The following is a 15,461-nucleotide window of genomic DNA, read 5'->3' on the forward strand; positions in this document are numbered from 1 at the left end:
GGGCGAACTGCAGGCTGGCTTTGATCATTTCTTAATGCCACCGATCAGGTGAATCACCATGTTTTCTTCCATATCCTTGGCAGCATGGGTCTTGGTACTGCGGTGCCAGAATTCCAGCCCGCGCACAGCTGAAAGTATATTGAGCACTACCACATAAGGCATCAGGGATTTGAGCTCTCCGCTTTGAATGCCTTTGTCCACAATGGTTTCCATCCTTCTCACATAATCTCTTCTGTCAGCGGCAAAACGGGCCAGTTTATCACCTTCCAGGTGCATCCATTCACTGACCATCACCGAATACTCCTCAAAGCGACTGAGCATCATATTGGTATGAAAGCGGATCAGGGATTCTATTTTTTCAAGGTTGGAACTACGGCTGACTTCGAGCTGATCCAGGTGTTTTCTGCAATCCTCGGCTACGCCCCAGATGATTTCCTCCAGTATCTGGGATTTGGAAGAAATATGATTGTAGAGGCTGGCTGCCTCAATACCTATTTTTTCTGCAAGATCACGCATGGAGCTGGCTGCATAGCCCCGCTCTCTGAACATGGCAGCAGCAGTAGTTATGATCAACTCTTTTTTTGCAGACTTTTTACGCGCAATCGACCCCATGTTCCAAAACTATGCATTTTTCTATTAATCCGGTAGAAATTTATTCGGCCTTACCGGCCGGGAATATGCAGGACAGCTGACCACCCAACTTTAACACTTTCAAATAGTTAGAGACACACAACCTGTCCTTACAAGCACTGATTTCAGGAGCAGGTTGCGCTATCAGCCCGGCTGAAATCCCCTGGCATTATTCTGTGCTTTCAATCAGGATACGGTCCGAATCCTCGAGATGCAGGGCGGCATCCAGTTTCAGGCTATCAACCCGGGCCGTTCCCGCTGTCCCTGTCAGGCGCCGGGTGACCCGGCCCAGTTCCTGCGCTTGTTTATCGAGTATACGGATCCGGATCTCAGTATCGATATTCTTATTAAAAATCCAGTAACATTCCAGGCTGTCATGGCCCAGACGTTTGACGGTACCCAGTTGCAGCCCCAGCTCCCGGATAGCAGGAGACAGCACCAATTTACCGTTCAATACCGTTCCCGCACCTTCTACAGCGGACGACCCGAATGCCGCAGTGGCCGACCCGGCCAGTTTACCGGCTTCAGCTGCGCCATTGACGATCCATTGATCGGCTTTTTTAATGGTATTATAGGATTTTCGAACCGCCTGATAAATCGTATAGCCTGCAAGTCCCATTGTTGCCAGAAGGCTAAGGATCAGCGGCATTCGATAGTTCATTTTCTTTCTGACCGCTAACATGTACAAATTGTACAGGAAGTATAAAAAGACAAGCCCTGAAATTACTACCAGTAGAATTAATTTAAGCATCGTATATTTTTAAAAAAACAGGTGCACAAGCAGCAGGTTTAGTTGTCGGATCCGTCAAGCTGCGCACCCGATGGATCCGGCAACCGATTTTGTACTCGTAAATATACTTAATCCAATTGAACCATCGCTTTTATCACACCTGTTTCGGGCATTAGCCAGGACTCAAACTCGGCTTTAACCTGATCGAAAGAAACCGTATGGGTTATATAGGTGGCTGGATTGATCCATCCTTTTTTCATACACCGGATCACATGATCAAAATCTTCGCGCGTGGCATTGCGACTACTCATCAGCGTGGTTTCCCGTTTGTGAAATTCGGGATGACTAAACGAAAAAGCTTCCTTCTGCAGACCAATCAATACATAGTTCCCTCCATGTGCCAGGTAATCAATGCCCTGATTAATAGCCCTCAGATTACCGGTAGCATCAATGACGGCCGTAGGCATGTCTCCTCCTGTTAACTGCATCAGTTGCTGAGGCAGATCGTGGTCCATTGCATTTACGGTAGCAAAGACGGATAAATGTCGCCGGCAAAAATCCAGGCGTTGCGCATTTACGTCCATGGCGATTACCCGGGCACCTGCGATTCGGGCAAACTCCATTGTGCCCAGTCCAATGGGGCCGGCCCCGATGACCAGTACATAGTCGCCAGGCTGCACTCCGGCCCGCCGCACGCCATGTGCGCCTATCGCCAATGGTTCTGTAAGTGCCAGTTCTTCAAAACTGAGTCCCCGGCCTTTTACCAGCGAACCAACCGGCACGGAAATAAATTCTTTCATACCCCCATCGATATGAACGCCGAATACGTCGATTTTCGCGCAGCAATTGGATTTGCCTCTTTTACAGGCAACGCATTTACCACAACTGAAATAGGGCAGCAGGGTCACTTTATCCCCTGTTTTAAAGCCGGGTACAGGATCTATATCTGCTATTTCTCCGGAGAGTTCATGGCCCAGAATCCGCGGATAACTGAAAAAGGGCTGGGTTCCCTGGAATGCATGCAGGTCCGTGCCGCAGATACCGATGCGTCGCACCCGGATAATGGCATGCCCCTTTTTGCGGACCGGCTTCCTGATTTCGGCGTATTCAAAAGATCCTGGCAGGGTACATATTAAGGTCTTCATTTTTTTGTTTTTTAATTGTTCTGACAGCTGTTATCCCACGGCGCTGCGCTGCTGGACGACGACACTTACAAATAAGGATAATCTGGTGCAATCAAAGCTTCATTCTTCAGCCTTTGCCAAAAGCTTTCCGGAATAGGCGTATTGGCCATCGCCATATTCTTGCTGACCCGGCTCGGATGGCTGCTGTTCAATGCAATACTCTTCACGCCCGGGACATGCCTTCCGAAGTAAATCGCTGGCGCAGCCGGATCCAGTCCAAATTCCCGGCAAATACCATAATAGCGTTCGCGCCACTGGAAAAAAGGCTGGTCAGCAGGCTTTTGCGGATCCAGTGCTACATAATTAAAGAAATTACCACCCGTCAGAAAACCGCCGTGAAATACCGCAGAGTTAATGACGGTAATGCCCTGCCCGTGCAGGGTTGCTATAAACCGGATCAGTTCCGGCGGATGCTGATAAATGGTATAGCTGTTGGCGATCATCACCCAGTCAAGGGTCACATCGCGGGAAATCAGTTCAATCGAACGCCAGTCTTTCGCACCGATACCTACGGCCTTAATGATTCCCCGGGATTTTAATTCCAGCAGGGCCCGGTAGGCTTCCATTATATCTTCATACCGTTTGCGGTAATCCGATTCGTCTATTGCCTGCGCCAGATACTCATCCGGATCATGTACGGAGGCGAACTGCGTCTGATACGCTCCAAGTAATTCATTACCATTTTCAAAACACTGCAGGATGCCTTCGTAGCTGATTTTCTGCTCGGCATCATGGCTAAGGTTATGCCAGATGCCTTTTTCAAAAGTCGGTTCAGGCGTGCGCAATGGCTTTCGGACCCAGGCCAGTTTATTACTGATAAATACCCGATCGGGCTGAATATTCAGATCGGCCAGGCAACGGCCCAGTACTTCCAGGGCCAGACCCGCACCATACTTTCCTGCAGAATCGAACATGGGAATACCTTCCACTTCATCGATATAGGCTTTAACGATCGCCTTTTTATCTTCATAAGGTATTTCTTTATATAGATTACCCAGCAGGCTGGTTCCGGAAATAACATTTGGTAATTGGATGTGCATGTAAATAAATGATCGTCTTTAATAGTTACCGGCCCGAAAACCGGAGGCCATAAAGATAATAGCTATATTTTTTTTGCGGTGATTTTTTAAGACAGGACCCGGTGGATATCCCGGATATACAACGAATAGAAGTTGTTAAGTTTACGTTATTTCGGCGAACGACATGGGGGCCTGGTCCCTTGGTTTCCCCAACCCGCCCCCAGCCGGGTTTAGAAGGCAGAAACGGCTCCTGGCCCCGCATTTCAATTTAATGTAAAATCTGAAAAAGCCGGTCTTAAATCCATGGATTGAAAAACTTTTTTAATTAAATTTGTTATACTTCTAAATACCTGAATCATTGTGCCCGGTTTTTTAAATAGAAGTTGATTCAAAAAATTTACGGAAAGGCATACATCAGTGGAAACTAAGATCAGCAGCAAGATAGCGGATGGCCATTTCAGTTATCATCAATAATATGCAGGAATGAAAAATACAAACAAGTTGATTGGATGGATAGTACTGGGTGTTGTTGCGGCAACAGCTGCCAGCCTGGTCGTTGAATTGAGGCGACGTCATTCATTAAATCGGCTTTCTACAGCTGCAGATGAAGGTTATGAAACGGCGCATGATATTATTTATCCCGAAAAACATTCTGCACCGCATAATAAAAAACTGCGTTATGGACCGGTGTTCTGACCGGCCATTGCTTCATTTTAGACATTCATTCTACAGGTATCGCTATTTTTGACCTATGCGCAAACTGCTCCAGCGTCTGTTAAGAAGTCCCATCCTTTGGATTGCTGAACGTTTTTCATCCCGACCAGATAAGGACCGAATCTATGAAGCCCTGAGCAGGCTTTATGAACGTATTGCTGCGGAAGGCAGTAAGAAAGGACCGGTCATTCCCATGGAAGATTTTGAAGGCCGGTTTATCATCTTTTCTGATCAGCATAAAGGCAATAGAAACGGCGCTGATGACTTCATGACCTGTGAAGCCAATTACCTGGCGGCTCTGGACTACTACAACAGGGAACAGTTCTGTTTTATTAACCTGGGAGATGGCGAAGAGCTTTGGGAAAACACCCTGCCCCAGATCAAAAAAGCCAACAAAGCGGCCTTCCAGGCTGAGGCGGCATTTCTGAATCGAAATGCTTTTGTTAAAGTTTTTGGCAATCACGATTTATACTGGGCCAATGATCCGCTTGCCGCATTTGAACTGGAAGCAGTGTACGGACGCAAACTGAAAGTGCGGGAAGGCGTATTGCTTACTTCGATGATCCGTGGTCGGCCGCTGAATATCTTCTGTACCCATGGCCATCAGGGCGACGCGAACAGTGATGGGAACTGGCTGACCAAATTCTTTATCGCCCGGATCTGGGGGCCTTTGCAGGCCTATTTACAGATCAATCCCAATGAGCCCTCCAACGATGTTTTCAAGAAGACGATACACAATGAAATCATGTATGAATGGAGTGCCACACAACGGGACCTGATCCTGATTACCGGTCATACCCATCAACCGGTTTTTGAATCCCTGACCCATATTGAACGGCTGCACCGTCAGCTGAAACTGGCCCGGACTGAAAACGACGAAAAACTCATGGCCTCGATCAACGATGAGGTAAAAACCTATAGGAAGCGATTTGATACCCTGAATGCGGATTATAGTAAAATCCTGCCGACCTATTTCAATACAGGTTGTTGCTGCTTTTCAGACGGCGATATCACCGGTATCGAAATACAGGGTGGTTTTATCCGTTTGATAAAATGGCACCGCAAAACAGGTCAGCCTTCCCGAATGGTACTGGAGGAAAGGAGTTTTGAAGATCTGCTGGCCTAGACCCTTATTTTTGTTTTTCCAGATAGCGTGCCAGGGCCTTCCCGGCTTTGGCATAAGCTTCAGAAATTCGCCAGCTGGTATCAAAATCCACCCCCATGACATCCCTGCCAGGAGATTTCTCAATCTGAATGACTGCCAGTTTTTTGGCCGGATCCGCACTGGACACCAGGGTGACTTCCGCATCGATATAGGCGTTTTTTCTCCAGGCACCTACATTAAATCCAGGCTCAATAAAAGTTGTATGAAATATCAGGGTATAAGGAGCGGTCTTGTCATTTTTCAAACCGGTTTTCTCTTCAAATTGTTCCAGGAATTGTGGTTCATAGGCCCGCTGCCGATCTGCAATCCAGGCTTCAGCCCACTTATCACCTTTTCCTGCTTCCTTTTTATTGTAATCCTGTTTTTTCTTTTCAATATAATCGGATTCCCTACTAAATTTTCCCACGGCGAGCCCCTCGTAATTGAAAACCACGTTAACGGACTGCTGGTCTTTAAAAAAATTGAGATCCCCTTCGGTGGTTTTGATTTTCTGTGCGAATACAGCCGTTGTCATCAGACAGGCGCTTAAAAACAAAAGCGGTTTTTTGTTCATTGGTGTGTCATTTAAATTATTAATTCATGTTACGGCGAAAGCGGCCGGTTCAGCCCATCGCTGAACGCCTCCTTTTGCCGGGCCGTTTTCACCCTCATCTGCGATTTTTACAGGTTGCCCGGAATACGAAACTAAAGAAGTTTACCGGATCCCCGGCTCACTGAAAACCGCTAATTTTCAGTGGCTACCCGCACGCGAATAAAACTATGTTGCTGACCCTGGTATTGGTTGTACAGGATGAGTTCTTCGGTACCGGTAATCAGGGTTCCGCCTTTTAACGAGGATTGAGGTAGTATGCGCTTCTCCGCCCATAGACAGGCCAGCCAGAGACCAAAGCTTACGGCTGTTGGATATTCCCCTGTCAGGTGTTTAAAACGTAAAACGGGGGTTGCGGCAGGCAGGAGGTGCTCCACGGCCTCATAATACGACCGGTGGCGTATGTCTCCGTTTTCTCCGCTAATCAACAGCATCTTTTCATCACTACACCGACTTATAAATGCCTCAAATCGTTGCCGAACGGTATCAACGCTGCTACTATGAAACATCTCGATATCGCGAACGGCAGCTACGGCACCAACTGGCTGATCATTTACCAGAAACATGGCCGCACCTTCGCCAGCGATGGTGGCCGGCAGACCGGCTTCATAGAGGCGCTGGTTATCGAGGTCCTTATCGTACCATCCGGCCAGGTAATCAATATTGTAATTATAGGTGGAAATTTCATCCACACCGCCCACCAGAAAGTTGCTGCCCGGATGTTCGCTGACCAGCATTTCCGCATCCATCAGGGCGTTTTCAAAAGCCAGCCCCTTATGAACATGCGTGGCATTATAGCCGTGGTTACCGGTGATTAAACTGAGTTGACCCGCAATGGCATTGGGCGTACTCTGTACAAAGTTCCCGGGCGTTAATAAACCTTCTTCATAATCTACAATCTGATTTAGAAATTTAATACAGTCCTCCATTCCGCCGTTGGCCGTTCCGATGATGATGCCGTCCACTTTCTGCCGGCGAAGCAGGGGCAGGCCGGCACCCAGACCCATCCGGACGGCCTTACTCATCCGGCGGAGCATGGAAGCAGGCACCCCCTCAAGTAGAGGTTCCAGCGCAAGAAGTTTGCCGGCCGCCGACATCTGCGGCTCTAGCAGATCCGTCCCGGGTCCGGTCGGCATCGGTGCCACTGCGATATGTTGGTGGAGATACATCAGGGCATATATTTTGAGAAAATCAGCGAGCTGCAATTACCCCCAAAACCAAAGGAATTGCTCATCACGTGCCGGCAGTCGAAGCGACTATACGCGGTCTGTGGCAGCAAACCGGTTTCGGGAATCGGCCGGTTGAAATTCAGGGAAGGGTAAATTTCCTGATGCTGCAGGTTTAGCATACTGAAAATCGCTTCCACAGCACCTGCGGCACCCAGTGTATGGCCGGTATAAGATTTGGTACTCGCAAAAGCCGGTTGCCGGTCGAACAGGCGCTGCATGGCGATGGACTCGGTGAGATCATTGTTTTCGGTCGCCGTTCCGTGGGCGTTAATAAAATCAATATCTCCGGGCTGCATGCCAGCTACTTCCAGCGCCCGCAACATGCTTAAATACGGGCCTGCGCCGTCAGCAGAAGTCGAAGAGGGATGAAAAGCGTCATTGCTATTGCCATAACCTGAAAGTTCTGCATATACATGACGACCTGCTGCATCTTCCGCCTTTTCCAGCACCAGGAAGGCGGCTCCTTCTCCCAGATTCAACCCTTTTCTTGCCGCATCAAAAGGCCGGCAGGGACTGTCTGATAGAATCATCAGGGCATTGAAGCCATTTACCGTGAACTTCGACAGTGCATCCGCACCGCCTACGATAGCCCGGCGGGCCTTCCCCTGACGAATCAGTCTGGCGCCATATATAATGGCATTGGTCGACGAAGAGCAGGCGGTATTAAACGTGTTGACAATGCCACCCGTCTGAAATTGCCGCTGTAAAAAAAAACTCACGGCGCTGCCCGAATAGGCATTGATGAATGCGGATCCCGGCGGTTCGGCTTTATTGGCATCCCGGTACATTTCGTCCGTCAGACACATCCCTCCCACCGTACTGGCCCCGATCAGCGCCGTATCCGGCAGCTGTAGCTGCTCCGGTTCGCATCCTGCATCAGCGATCGCTTCACGGCAGGCTTTTAGTGCGATCAATTCCGTTCGGGTAACCCCTGGTTCGGTAATGGCTAAGGTTTCGGAAAGTGTCCCGTTTGTATGTGGTATTTCCGCGAAGGGTAACAATCGGGTATACCTGGAATGAAAGTTACCGGCACTTCCGATCCCGCTATGGCCCTCCTGGAGGGATTGCCGGTGCGCAGCTGCAGAATCGCCGATGGCAGTGATGATTCCTATGCCTGTAACTACAATCCGGGTCAAATCAACAATTTATTTGGTTCGGTGGGCTTCAATATAGTCCACCATCGTATTGATATTGGTCAGAATTTTCCGCCCTTCTTTGGGGTCCTGTATATTAATACCGTATTCCCGGGAAAGCATCACAATCAGTTCGATAGAATCGATGGAATCCAGTCCGAGCCCTTCACCAAATAAAGGCTCATCATCCTTAATATCGGCAGGGTTCACGGTGTTCAGGTTCAGAAACTTAACAATCTGTTCTTTTACCTGCTGCTTCAAGGCGTCTTTTTCCATTTGCATAATCCAAAAATATTATCGCCAAAAATAATAACTTAAAAACGAAAACAGCCAGGAATCTGTAAGTAAAAGTATATTCAGGCGCTTATCGGCCGTCGGGGCGCTGAAACTGGTAGTATTCCTCGGCAATATTATATAAATCGCCGATCTGCAGGGGTTTTTTTAACAATTGCAGGACAAAAGGATTGGCTTCAGCTCTGGAAATATCGGTCAGATCATCGGTAGAAGACAACATGGCCACCAGGCTCCTTTTTTTAAAGTTCTCCGGCAGCTTCGCGTATTTTTCCAGGAATTCAAAACCATCCATAACCGGCATCTGTATGTCCAGCAGGATGAAATGCGGGTAGATGGCTTCCTCATCGAGGTGGTCCACGAAAAAATCCAGCGCCAGCTGTCCTGAAGAGAAGGTCAGGATCTTTCTGAAAATATTCGCATACGCCGCAATTCTGGAAGTTATTTTGAGATCAAAAGGGCTGTCATCAATAATAACCAACAGGTTGGGCGCACGGGCAGGTATATGCTGTTCCGGTAGAGCTTTATTGGTCATCATCCTTATACGCGTTAGGTAGGCGAATGGTAAAAGTTGTCCCTTGGTTGACAACTGACTGAACCGAAATATCGCCGTTTAGTTTCGTAAGCGCTTCTCTGACGATAAACAGTCCCAGTCCCGTGCCGATTTGGTTTTTGCCTTTGAAAAACTGGGTAAATATCTTGCTCAGGTGTTCATTCAGAATACCTACACCATTGTCTATTATCTTAATAATCACTTCCAACTGGGTCACCTTGATATCAATCTGAATCCATTTATGCGCCTCTTCCAGGCGCTGATATTTGATCGCATTGGAAATCAGGTTGCCAAGAATGACTTCAACACGGAATAAATCGCTGTGAAATGGCAGCTGCTGATCCACGTTGACTTTGATATCTATTTCTTCCTGAATATTGTTCGCTCTTTTATGCAGTACAATCAGGCTTTGTGTTAACTCAGTAAAATCCACCGGTTCATTGATTTGCCGGTACCGGCTGTTCTTATAATACTGCAGGGTGTTGGTGATATTATAGTCCAGCTTGTTACAGCACTCTTCCATCAAAGCCCAGTATTCATGACTTTTCTCTGATTCAGTGTACACCCGTTCCAGCTTGGCCAGGTTGATAACACCCAGCGCAGAAGCCAGTGGTGCACGAAGCTCATGAGAGATACTATATATAAAACGATTGAGCTCGTCGTTGGTCTTCTGCAGTTCAACAACCTTCTCCTTGAGTTCAGTTCTGGTCCGGTACACATCAAACGCATTTCTAATACTGTTGTTCAGTTCCAGTTCTGACCAGGGTTTATTGATGTACCTGTAAATATCTCCTTCATTGACCGCATCCGCCAGGGCTTCAATATCTGAATATCCTGTAAGCAATATTCGGATGGGGTTGGGGTGCAGTATTTTTACTTTTCTGAAAAATTCCACGCCCGTCATCCCCGGCATTCGCTGGTCAGAGATGATCACATGTATTTCAGTATGATCCAGAATCGACAAAGCCTTATCGGCAGCGCTGGCTGTATATATCTCATATTGTCTCCTGAAATTGGCTTTAAAGGAGGACAGATTATGAACTTCATCATCGACATAGAGAACCTTAATCGTTGTCATAAATCTACTTGGCGTGCAGTTATCAGGCTTGATAAAATCTGGATAAAGTTATAATAAATTCGGTTCCTGCCCCAAATTTTGAAACAATATCAATTTTTCCATGGTGATTGTCAATAATATTCTTAACGATTGACATCCCCAGCCCGGTACCCTGCCCTACTGGTTTAGTTGTATAAAAAGGGTCAAATATTTTCTGCTGTGTTTCAGTACTCATTCCCATACCATTGTCCTTTATCGAGATCACCACCTGTTCGTCCTGATGAAAGGTCCGGATGGTCAGTACGCCTGCCTGGCCGGTACGCTCCTGGTTTTCTGAGATGGCCTGAGCGGCATTGGTAATAATATTCATAAAGACCTGATTGATTTTTCCCGGATTGCATTCTACTTCCGGAATCGGCCCCAGCTCTTTTATCAAGGTCATATCGGTGGGAAAGGAGCTCTTTATCAGCCGCAGGGTAGCTTCCAATCCCTGATTCAGATCCACCATCTTCAAATTATCCTCATCGACGCGAACGAAACTTTTCAGGTTGCTTACGATTTCTGCCGTGCGTTGTGCACCTTCCTTAATGCCCGCCAGCAACATGTTTATTTCTTCGTTGATGTACCCGATATTCAGTTCCTCCTTGTGCGCATTGATGGCCGCCAACTGTTCGGCAAGGCTTTCATCGGGCTTCAGGGTATCATATTTATCAATCAGGGAAATAAGATCCTGTATATCCAACTCCAGCGGTTTTACATTTGAAGCTACAAAATTTATCGGGTTATTGATTTCGTGTGCGATACCGGCTGTCAACTGACCCAGCGATGCCATTTTTTCGGTTTCTACCAGTTTCATCTGCGTTTGCTTCAACTGAGATAGTGCCTGACTGAGATGACCATTGGCCTCCTGCAATTCAGAAGTACGTTCGTTGACCTGACGTTCCAGGATAATATTTTGTTCACGAACCAGCCGTTCATTTTCCTCGGAAGCTTCGAGGGCTTCCTTTTTAGCCTTTACCTGTTCAGCCCGGTAGATATTGATCTTGTCGGCAAGGGCAAATGAAAGTAAGAGAATCTGAATGGTAGAACCAATTTCCAGAATATACTCTGTAAATACATTAAACGGAATAACATTAATGGTCCGGAGCACGTAGATCATGACTGCGACCAGAAAAACAGAAAAGGCCAGCAGAAAGAATTTGGCTTCCCGATAGCCTTTCCTGCTGAGTACCAATCCCGTCAGGATGGCGATCACAGAACCCACGCCAGCGACCAGATTGATGATATTGAATGCGATATACTCGCTGATCAGGAAGGTAACTACCAGTGCGATCAGGTAGGTAAAAATTAACAAATTAAAAACCCGGTGCAGCCGGGGCGCGACAGTTCTGGTATTTAAAAACACCTGTGAAAACAATGCGGTAGCCACGCCTGAGCAAATGCCGCTCAGGTTAAAACTGTGTATGGAAAGCCAGATATTGTTCGGCCAGAAATATTTAAAGGCGAATCCGCTGAGCACAAGCTGGGCGATCCCGACTGTAAAAATGTAGAGGATGTAATATATATAACTTTTATCCCTTACCGTAAAATAGACGAAAAGGTTGTAGAAGATCATGATGACAATAATGCCCAAATAAACCCCCATCAACAGAAAAGAATTCAGACTATCCCTGGTTACCGCTGTCGAAGTTCCAACATACATGGGTACATGTACCGGTGTATCGGATACCGCCCGAATGAAAACCGTGACCGAGGAAGCTCCGTTAAAATAGACGGGATAAATAAAATTAGGCGACTGGAAAGGTCGGGTCTTGAAAGGCATTCCTCGACCGGTATTCAGGGTGTTATAGATCCGCCCCCCCGCCACACTGTAGAAACGCAGGTCTTCAAATAAAGGATTTTTAATTTCCAGGTAAACGGGATCGACGCCCAGGTTATTGGATACCCTGAGCCTGATCCAGTTGACGCTATGGGGACGTAGCTCTTGGGTTTTAAATTCCTGCGGATGCATCCGGATGATTTCTTCGACCGGCCGGCGGTTCTCCTGATCAATAAATACGGTAAAATTTTCTACAGGAATAATCTGATCAGACTGAGGCAGCAAAGCAAAAAGAAACAAACAGAACTTTATTATACTCAGTTGAATCATTGATTGGATATTTCGCGCTTATACGGTTATGGGATCCAGCTGGATTTCATATAATACCTGAAAGTCGCCCTTGGGACCACGTTCCCAGCGCGTCTGTTGTGTATTCTCTCTAAGAAAAAGAATCTGATCCTTTTCCCGTTCTTTTGCCAGGCTAAGGTCAAAAATATCTCTTAACTGCATAACAGTTGCTATAAAATCATCCTTAGGATAATAAAATGTACCGTTATTGCCCAGACTGGTGACGACCACCAGGCCCATTTTATAGGCCATCCCTACGGTAGCCGGCGCACAGAGCACATACATGCTGCTGACATTCAACTGCTCGGTAATCGCAATACCTACCATCGAAAGAATCCGGCTGCCAATTCCCATACCCGCCACTTCTTTGGAATTCCACAATCCACAGATTTCACAAGTGCCCCCGCTCATCCGGCTTTCCCGGATATGTTCATAGACGGCCGGGTCATATTTGGAAATCGCCTGCTCCAATGGCAGATGGACTGCCTCGGAAGCAATCTGTACCCGGGCCCCGCCATATACTTTTCCGGTTTCAATATCTTCTGCCACGATCACAATGCAAAGCGGATCAGCCATCCATTCGGTATTGTCGGAAGTGATCTTAATGATACCATAATACACCTCAAGAATTTTCCTGTGGCCATATACAAATTTCTCACATGTCTCTCTGTCCTGCGGTGCCCTGAATGCTCTGATGCGTATCATGTTTAATTATCCGTATGACATTAATTGATCAATTCTTTAAAATCTATAAAGTACCGCCCGGAACGGTTCATCTGCTGCAGCAGGATACGTCTGCAGGTGTCTGTAATCAGGGCTCCGCCCAAAACTACCGCCGACGACAACTGTGGCCAGCCGGTAATTGTCTTACGAATCTCGCCCAGAGAATACTTCATTTCCTCCGAAACATTCTCAAAACCAATAACCTGTGTGATTAAGCCGATTTTCTCATGGGGACTCAGGGTCTGGAGTTTATAGAGTACCTCCTGTAAAGATAAGCTTTCCAGTTCTTTTAAAGCGCCGTGGAACAAGGGCCGGCGGGGTTCCAGATCAAACCGTTCGATATCCAGCATGCCCCGGTCATTGGTGTCCATGATAACAGGAATTCCCATTTCCCGGGCTTTTAAACGGCTTAATATCTTGATTTCTATACTATCACATTCTTCAATCAATAGGTCCAGCCCCTGGTCTCCGCCCAGGAAATCCTCAATATTGTCGGGCGTAATTCCGTCCCGCCAGACTACTACTTTCAGAAAAGGGTCCAGTTCGGCGATTTTACGTGCCGTCGCAATCACTTTAGGTGTACCGAGATCATATACGGAGCTGTAACTCAGCCGGTTCATATTACCCAGCTCAATACGGTCAAAATCCGCCAGCCGGATTTCTCCGCAGATCCTTTCCGTCGCGATGGTCATGGCAATCGTCTGGCCCACGGACAGGCCAATAATGCCAAGACGCTTATGACGCAATTGTTCCTGCTCCTCCGGCGTGATTTTATACAGATTCCGATTGGTGCGGATACGTACAAAATCTTTTTCGTCCAGTAAATGGACCAATTTGGCCGCCCAGGGATAATACACCCATACCCCGATGTCGGATAGTGGGGCGCCCTTGGTATATTCGGCAACAAAGGCCTCCTGCGCTTCAGGAGTCAGGGGCGCTGCCGGAAATATTATTTTTGATAATTCCGACAGTTGGCTTCCAATTGTGTCGTAGATTTGTATAGAATCATTTTTTTTTAAAATTTCTTCTATTTTCTTCTTACCTTCTGTTTTATTTGGTTTCAATACGACAGGTTGGTAATCCAAAAAGGAATCATAACGGGTATCAGGCTGTTTAAAAAGCATTCACATTTGTTATTTGGTCGGAGTTAGAATCGTTTCGTAAATATAGGCTAGTTTTTCTAATAAAAGATAAGCAGTGGAGCAGACAAAAGCATATAATAACATATTATACCTTGATGATGAGGTACATAACTTAAATTCTTTTCGGGCAATTTTCAGAAGAACGTATAAAATTTTTACTGCTAACACTGCCGAGGAAGCCCGAAAAATTCTGAACGAAAATGAGATTCACCTGATCATTACGGACCAGCGGATGCCACAGGTCACCGGAATAGAATTTCTGGAATCCATTATTCCCCAGTTTCCCAATATCCCCAGAATCCTGCTAACGGGATTCACGGACATCAATGCCGTGATCGATGCCATTAACCGGGGCTCCGTTTTTAAATATGTGCAGAAACCCTGGAAAGAAGAGGAACTCCGGGAAACCATCGATGCTGCCCTGCAGATTTTTTCAGCACATAAAAACCGGGACCACCTGACAGAAAAACTGGTTACCACCAATGAACAGCTTGAATTTCTATTGCGCCAGAACCTGCTGTCCTAAACCTTTACAAGTACGGTTTTTAGTCAAACCGAACACAGCTTTTCGGTAAGAAGTCCGATGCGGCGGCCGTCGGCTGTAGTTTCGCTTTTTTGCGTTTTTCTACCCCAGATTTCTGACCGGGATAATTTTATGACAGCCTTACCGCTGGTTTGGCAAATTATTTGTAGCTTCATTGGAAGAACCGTTCAAATACTTAAAATACTACAGTTATGAATAAACTACTTACCGGATTTGCACTTGGGTTGATCGTTGGTGTGCTGTATGCTCCGGATAAAGGCACTTATACCCGACAACGGATCAGTGACAAAAGCAATGATTTAAAAAATCAGTTTGCCGATTTTGTGGATAATCTGGCCAATAAATTTGAAGATACTGCTGACGAGCTGGAAGACTATGCAGAAGAAACGGCAGCGGTACAGCCCTGAGTACCTAATAACTATTAAACCCCGATAACAATATAAAAGCCGCTCGAAGCGGCTTTTATATTAAGTGAACTACCCATTTACTAAAGACCAATGGGCTTCGTGCTTCACCGCAATTTGCTTACCGCTCCGAAAAGCTATAAGTCTTATTATCGCTCCACACCTGTGCGCGCAAGTCCCTTATGAG

Annotated in this window: 17 protein-coding genes; 4 read left to right on the plus strand and 13 right to left on the minus strand. The window is 46.7% G+C overall.

What is annotated here, in order from left to right; genetic code table 11:
- Positions 1-24: 24 nt before the first annotated feature.
- From ACYVI9_RS02205 to ACYVI9_RS02220, 4 genes are all read right to left on the minus strand, one after another.
- Positions 25-612 carry a TetR/AcrR family transcriptional regulator gene (locus tag ACYVI9_RS02205; RefSeq protein WP_460760050.1) on the minus strand — a complete coding sequence of 196 codons (588 nt, stop codon included), beginning with the start codon at positions 610-612 and terminating at the stop codon, positions 25-27.
- A gap of 187 nt (positions 613-799) precedes the next feature.
- Positions 800-1,312: a hypothetical protein gene (locus ACYVI9_RS02210; protein ID WP_460760052.1), complete on the minus strand. Its 513-nt coding sequence runs from the start codon at positions 1,310-1,312 to the stop codon at positions 800-802.
- Positions 1,313-1,488: 176 nt separating this feature from the next.
- The gene (locus tag ACYVI9_RS02215) at positions 1,489-2,505 is read right to left on the minus strand and encodes a zinc-binding alcohol dehydrogenase family protein (protein ID WP_460760055.1); all 1,017 of its coding nucleotides are present in this window, start codon (positions 2,503-2,505) and stop codon (positions 1,489-1,491) included.
- Positions 2,506-2,570: 65 nt separating this feature from the next.
- Positions 2,571-3,584 (minus strand): aldo/keto reductase, encoded by a 1,014-nt coding sequence (locus ACYVI9_RS02220; protein WP_460760058.1) that lies wholly within the window; start codon positions 3,582-3,584, stop codon positions 2,571-2,573.
- Positions 3,585-4,046: 462 nt separating this feature from the next.
- Between ACYVI9_RS02220 and ACYVI9_RS02225 the strand changes: the two genes are divergently transcribed.
- Positions 4,047-4,259 carry a hypothetical protein gene (locus ACYVI9_RS02225; RefSeq protein ID WP_460760061.1) on the plus strand — a complete coding sequence of 71 codons (213 nt, stop codon included), beginning with the start codon at positions 4,047-4,049 and terminating at the stop codon, positions 4,257-4,259.
- A gap of 55 nt (positions 4,260-4,314) precedes the next feature.
- Positions 4,315-5,403 carry a metallophosphoesterase gene (locus ACYVI9_RS02230; protein WP_460760063.1) on the plus strand — a complete coding sequence of 363 codons (1,089 nt, stop codon included), beginning with the start codon at positions 4,315-4,317 and terminating at the stop codon, positions 5,401-5,403.
- A gap of 4 nt (positions 5,404-5,407) precedes the next feature.
- Here the strand turns inward: ACYVI9_RS02230 and ACYVI9_RS02235 are convergent, their stop codons facing one another.
- From ACYVI9_RS02235 to ACYVI9_RS02275, 9 genes are all read right to left on the minus strand, one after another.
- Positions 5,408-5,995: a hypothetical protein gene (locus ACYVI9_RS02235; RefSeq protein WP_460760066.1), complete on the minus strand. Its 588-nt coding sequence runs from the start codon at positions 5,993-5,995 to the stop codon at positions 5,408-5,410.
- Positions 5,996-6,165: 170 nt separating this feature from the next.
- Complete coding sequence (locus tag ACYVI9_RS02240) at positions 6,166-7,200, minus strand: beta-ketoacyl synthase chain length factor (protein WP_460760068.1); 1,035 nt, start codon at positions 7,198-7,200, stop codon at positions 6,166-6,168.
- Positions 7,200-8,396: a beta-ketoacyl-[acyl-carrier-protein] synthase family protein gene (locus ACYVI9_RS02245; protein ID WP_460760070.1), complete on the minus strand. Its 1,197-nt coding sequence runs from the start codon at positions 8,394-8,396 to the stop codon at positions 7,200-7,202. The genes ACYVI9_RS02240 and ACYVI9_RS02245 overlap by 1 nt, the downstream gene beginning before the upstream one ends.
- A 9-nt stretch (positions 8,397-8,405) precedes the next feature.
- The gene (locus ACYVI9_RS02250) at positions 8,406-8,675 is read right to left on the minus strand and encodes a phosphopantetheine-binding protein (RefSeq protein ID WP_460760072.1); all 270 of its coding nucleotides are present in this window, start codon (positions 8,673-8,675) and stop codon (positions 8,406-8,408) included.
- An 82-nt stretch (positions 8,676-8,757) separates the two neighbouring features.
- The gene (locus ACYVI9_RS02255) at positions 8,758-9,222 is read right to left on the minus strand and encodes a response regulator (RefSeq protein ID WP_460760075.1); all 465 of its coding nucleotides are present in this window, start codon (positions 9,220-9,222) and stop codon (positions 8,758-8,760) included.
- Positions 9,209-10,315 carry a hybrid sensor histidine kinase/response regulator gene (locus ACYVI9_RS02260; protein ID WP_460760077.1) on the minus strand — a complete coding sequence of 369 codons (1,107 nt, stop codon included), beginning with the start codon at positions 10,313-10,315 and terminating at the stop codon, positions 9,209-9,211. The genes ACYVI9_RS02255 and ACYVI9_RS02260 overlap by 14 nt, the downstream gene beginning before the upstream one ends.
- Before the next feature lie 22 nt (positions 10,316-10,337).
- Positions 10,338-12,443, minus strand: a complete 2,106-nt coding sequence (locus ACYVI9_RS02265; RefSeq protein ID WP_460760080.1) for a sensor histidine kinase — start codon at positions 12,441-12,443, stop codon at positions 10,338-10,340.
- Positions 12,444-12,461: 18 nt separating this feature from the next.
- Positions 12,462-13,166 carry a hypothetical protein gene (locus ACYVI9_RS02270; RefSeq protein ID WP_460760083.1) on the minus strand — a complete coding sequence of 235 codons (705 nt, stop codon included), beginning with the start codon at positions 13,164-13,166 and terminating at the stop codon, positions 12,462-12,464.
- A gap of 20 nt (positions 13,167-13,186) precedes the next feature.
- On the minus strand, positions 13,187-14,308 hold the full coding sequence (locus ACYVI9_RS02275) for a ThiF family adenylyltransferase (protein WP_460760086.1): 1,122 nt from the start codon (positions 14,306-14,308) through the stop codon (positions 13,187-13,189).
- Between the two features lie 73 nt (positions 14,309-14,381).
- On the opposite strand from ACYVI9_RS02275, the gene ACYVI9_RS02280 reads away from it, so the two are divergent.
- Entirely contained in the window at positions 14,382-14,852 is a 471-nt protein-coding gene (locus ACYVI9_RS02280) for a response regulator (protein WP_460760089.1), read from the plus strand.
- Between the two features lie 209 nt (positions 14,853-15,061).
- On the plus strand, positions 15,062-15,277 hold the full coding sequence (locus tag ACYVI9_RS02285; RefSeq protein ID WP_460760092.1) for a YtxH domain-containing protein: 216 nt from the start codon (positions 15,062-15,064) through the stop codon (positions 15,275-15,277).
- Positions 15,278-15,461 lie beyond the last annotated feature (184 nt).

It is taken from the genome of Niabella terrae (assembly GCF_054783135.1).

Coding starts and splice junctions, on each gene's coding strand:
- ACYVI9_RS02265 (WP_460760080.1), bottom strand. CDS start 12,443: ATGATTCAACTGAGTATAATAAAGTTCTGTTTGTTTCTTTTTGCTTTG.
- ACYVI9_RS02225 (WP_460760061.1), top strand. CDS start 4,047: ATGAAAAATACAAACAAGTTGATTGGATGGATAGTACTGGGTGTTGTT.
- ACYVI9_RS02255 (WP_460760075.1), bottom strand. CDS start 9,222: ATGATGACCAATAAAGCTCTACCGGAACAGCATATACCTGCCCGTGCG.
- ACYVI9_RS02205 (WP_460760050.1), bottom strand. CDS start 612: ATGGGGTCGATTGCGCGTAAAAAGTCTGCAAAAAAAGAGTTGATCATA.
- ACYVI9_RS02285 (WP_460760092.1), top strand. CDS start 15,062: ATGAATAAACTACTTACCGGATTTGCACTTGGGTTGATCGTTGGTGTG.
- ACYVI9_RS02250 (WP_460760072.1), bottom strand. CDS start 8,675: ATGCAAATGGAAAAAGACGCCTTGAAGCAGCAGGTAAAAGAACAGATT.
- ACYVI9_RS02230 (WP_460760063.1), top strand. CDS start 4,315: ATGCGCAAACTGCTCCAGCGTCTGTTAAGAAGTCCCATCCTTTGGATT.
- ACYVI9_RS02220 (WP_460760058.1), bottom strand. CDS start 3,584: ATGCACATCCAATTACCAAATGTTATTTCCGGAACCAGCCTGCTGGGT.
- ACYVI9_RS02275 (WP_460760086.1), bottom strand. CDS start 14,308: ATGCTTTTTAAACAGCCTGATACCCGTTATGATTCCTTTTTGGATTAC.
- ACYVI9_RS02270 (WP_460760083.1), bottom strand. CDS start 13,166: ATGATACGCATCAGAGCATTCAGGGCACCGCAGGACAGAGAGACATGT.
- ACYVI9_RS02210 (WP_460760052.1), bottom strand. CDS start 1,312: ATGTTAGCGGTCAGAAAGAAAATGAACTATCGAATGCCGCTGATCCTT.
- ACYVI9_RS02260 (WP_460760077.1), bottom strand. CDS start 10,315: ATGACAACGATTAAGGTTCTCTATGTCGATGATGAAGTTCATAATCTG.
- ACYVI9_RS02215 (WP_460760055.1), bottom strand. CDS start 2,505: ATGAAGACCTTAATATGTACCCTGCCAGGATCTTTTGAATACGCCGAA.
- ACYVI9_RS02235 (WP_460760066.1), bottom strand. CDS start 5,995: ATGAACAAAAAACCGCTTTTGTTTTTAAGCGCCTGTCTGATGACAACG.
- ACYVI9_RS02240 (WP_460760068.1), bottom strand. CDS start 7,200: ATGTATCTCCACCAACATATCGCAGTGGCACCGATGCCGACCGGACCC.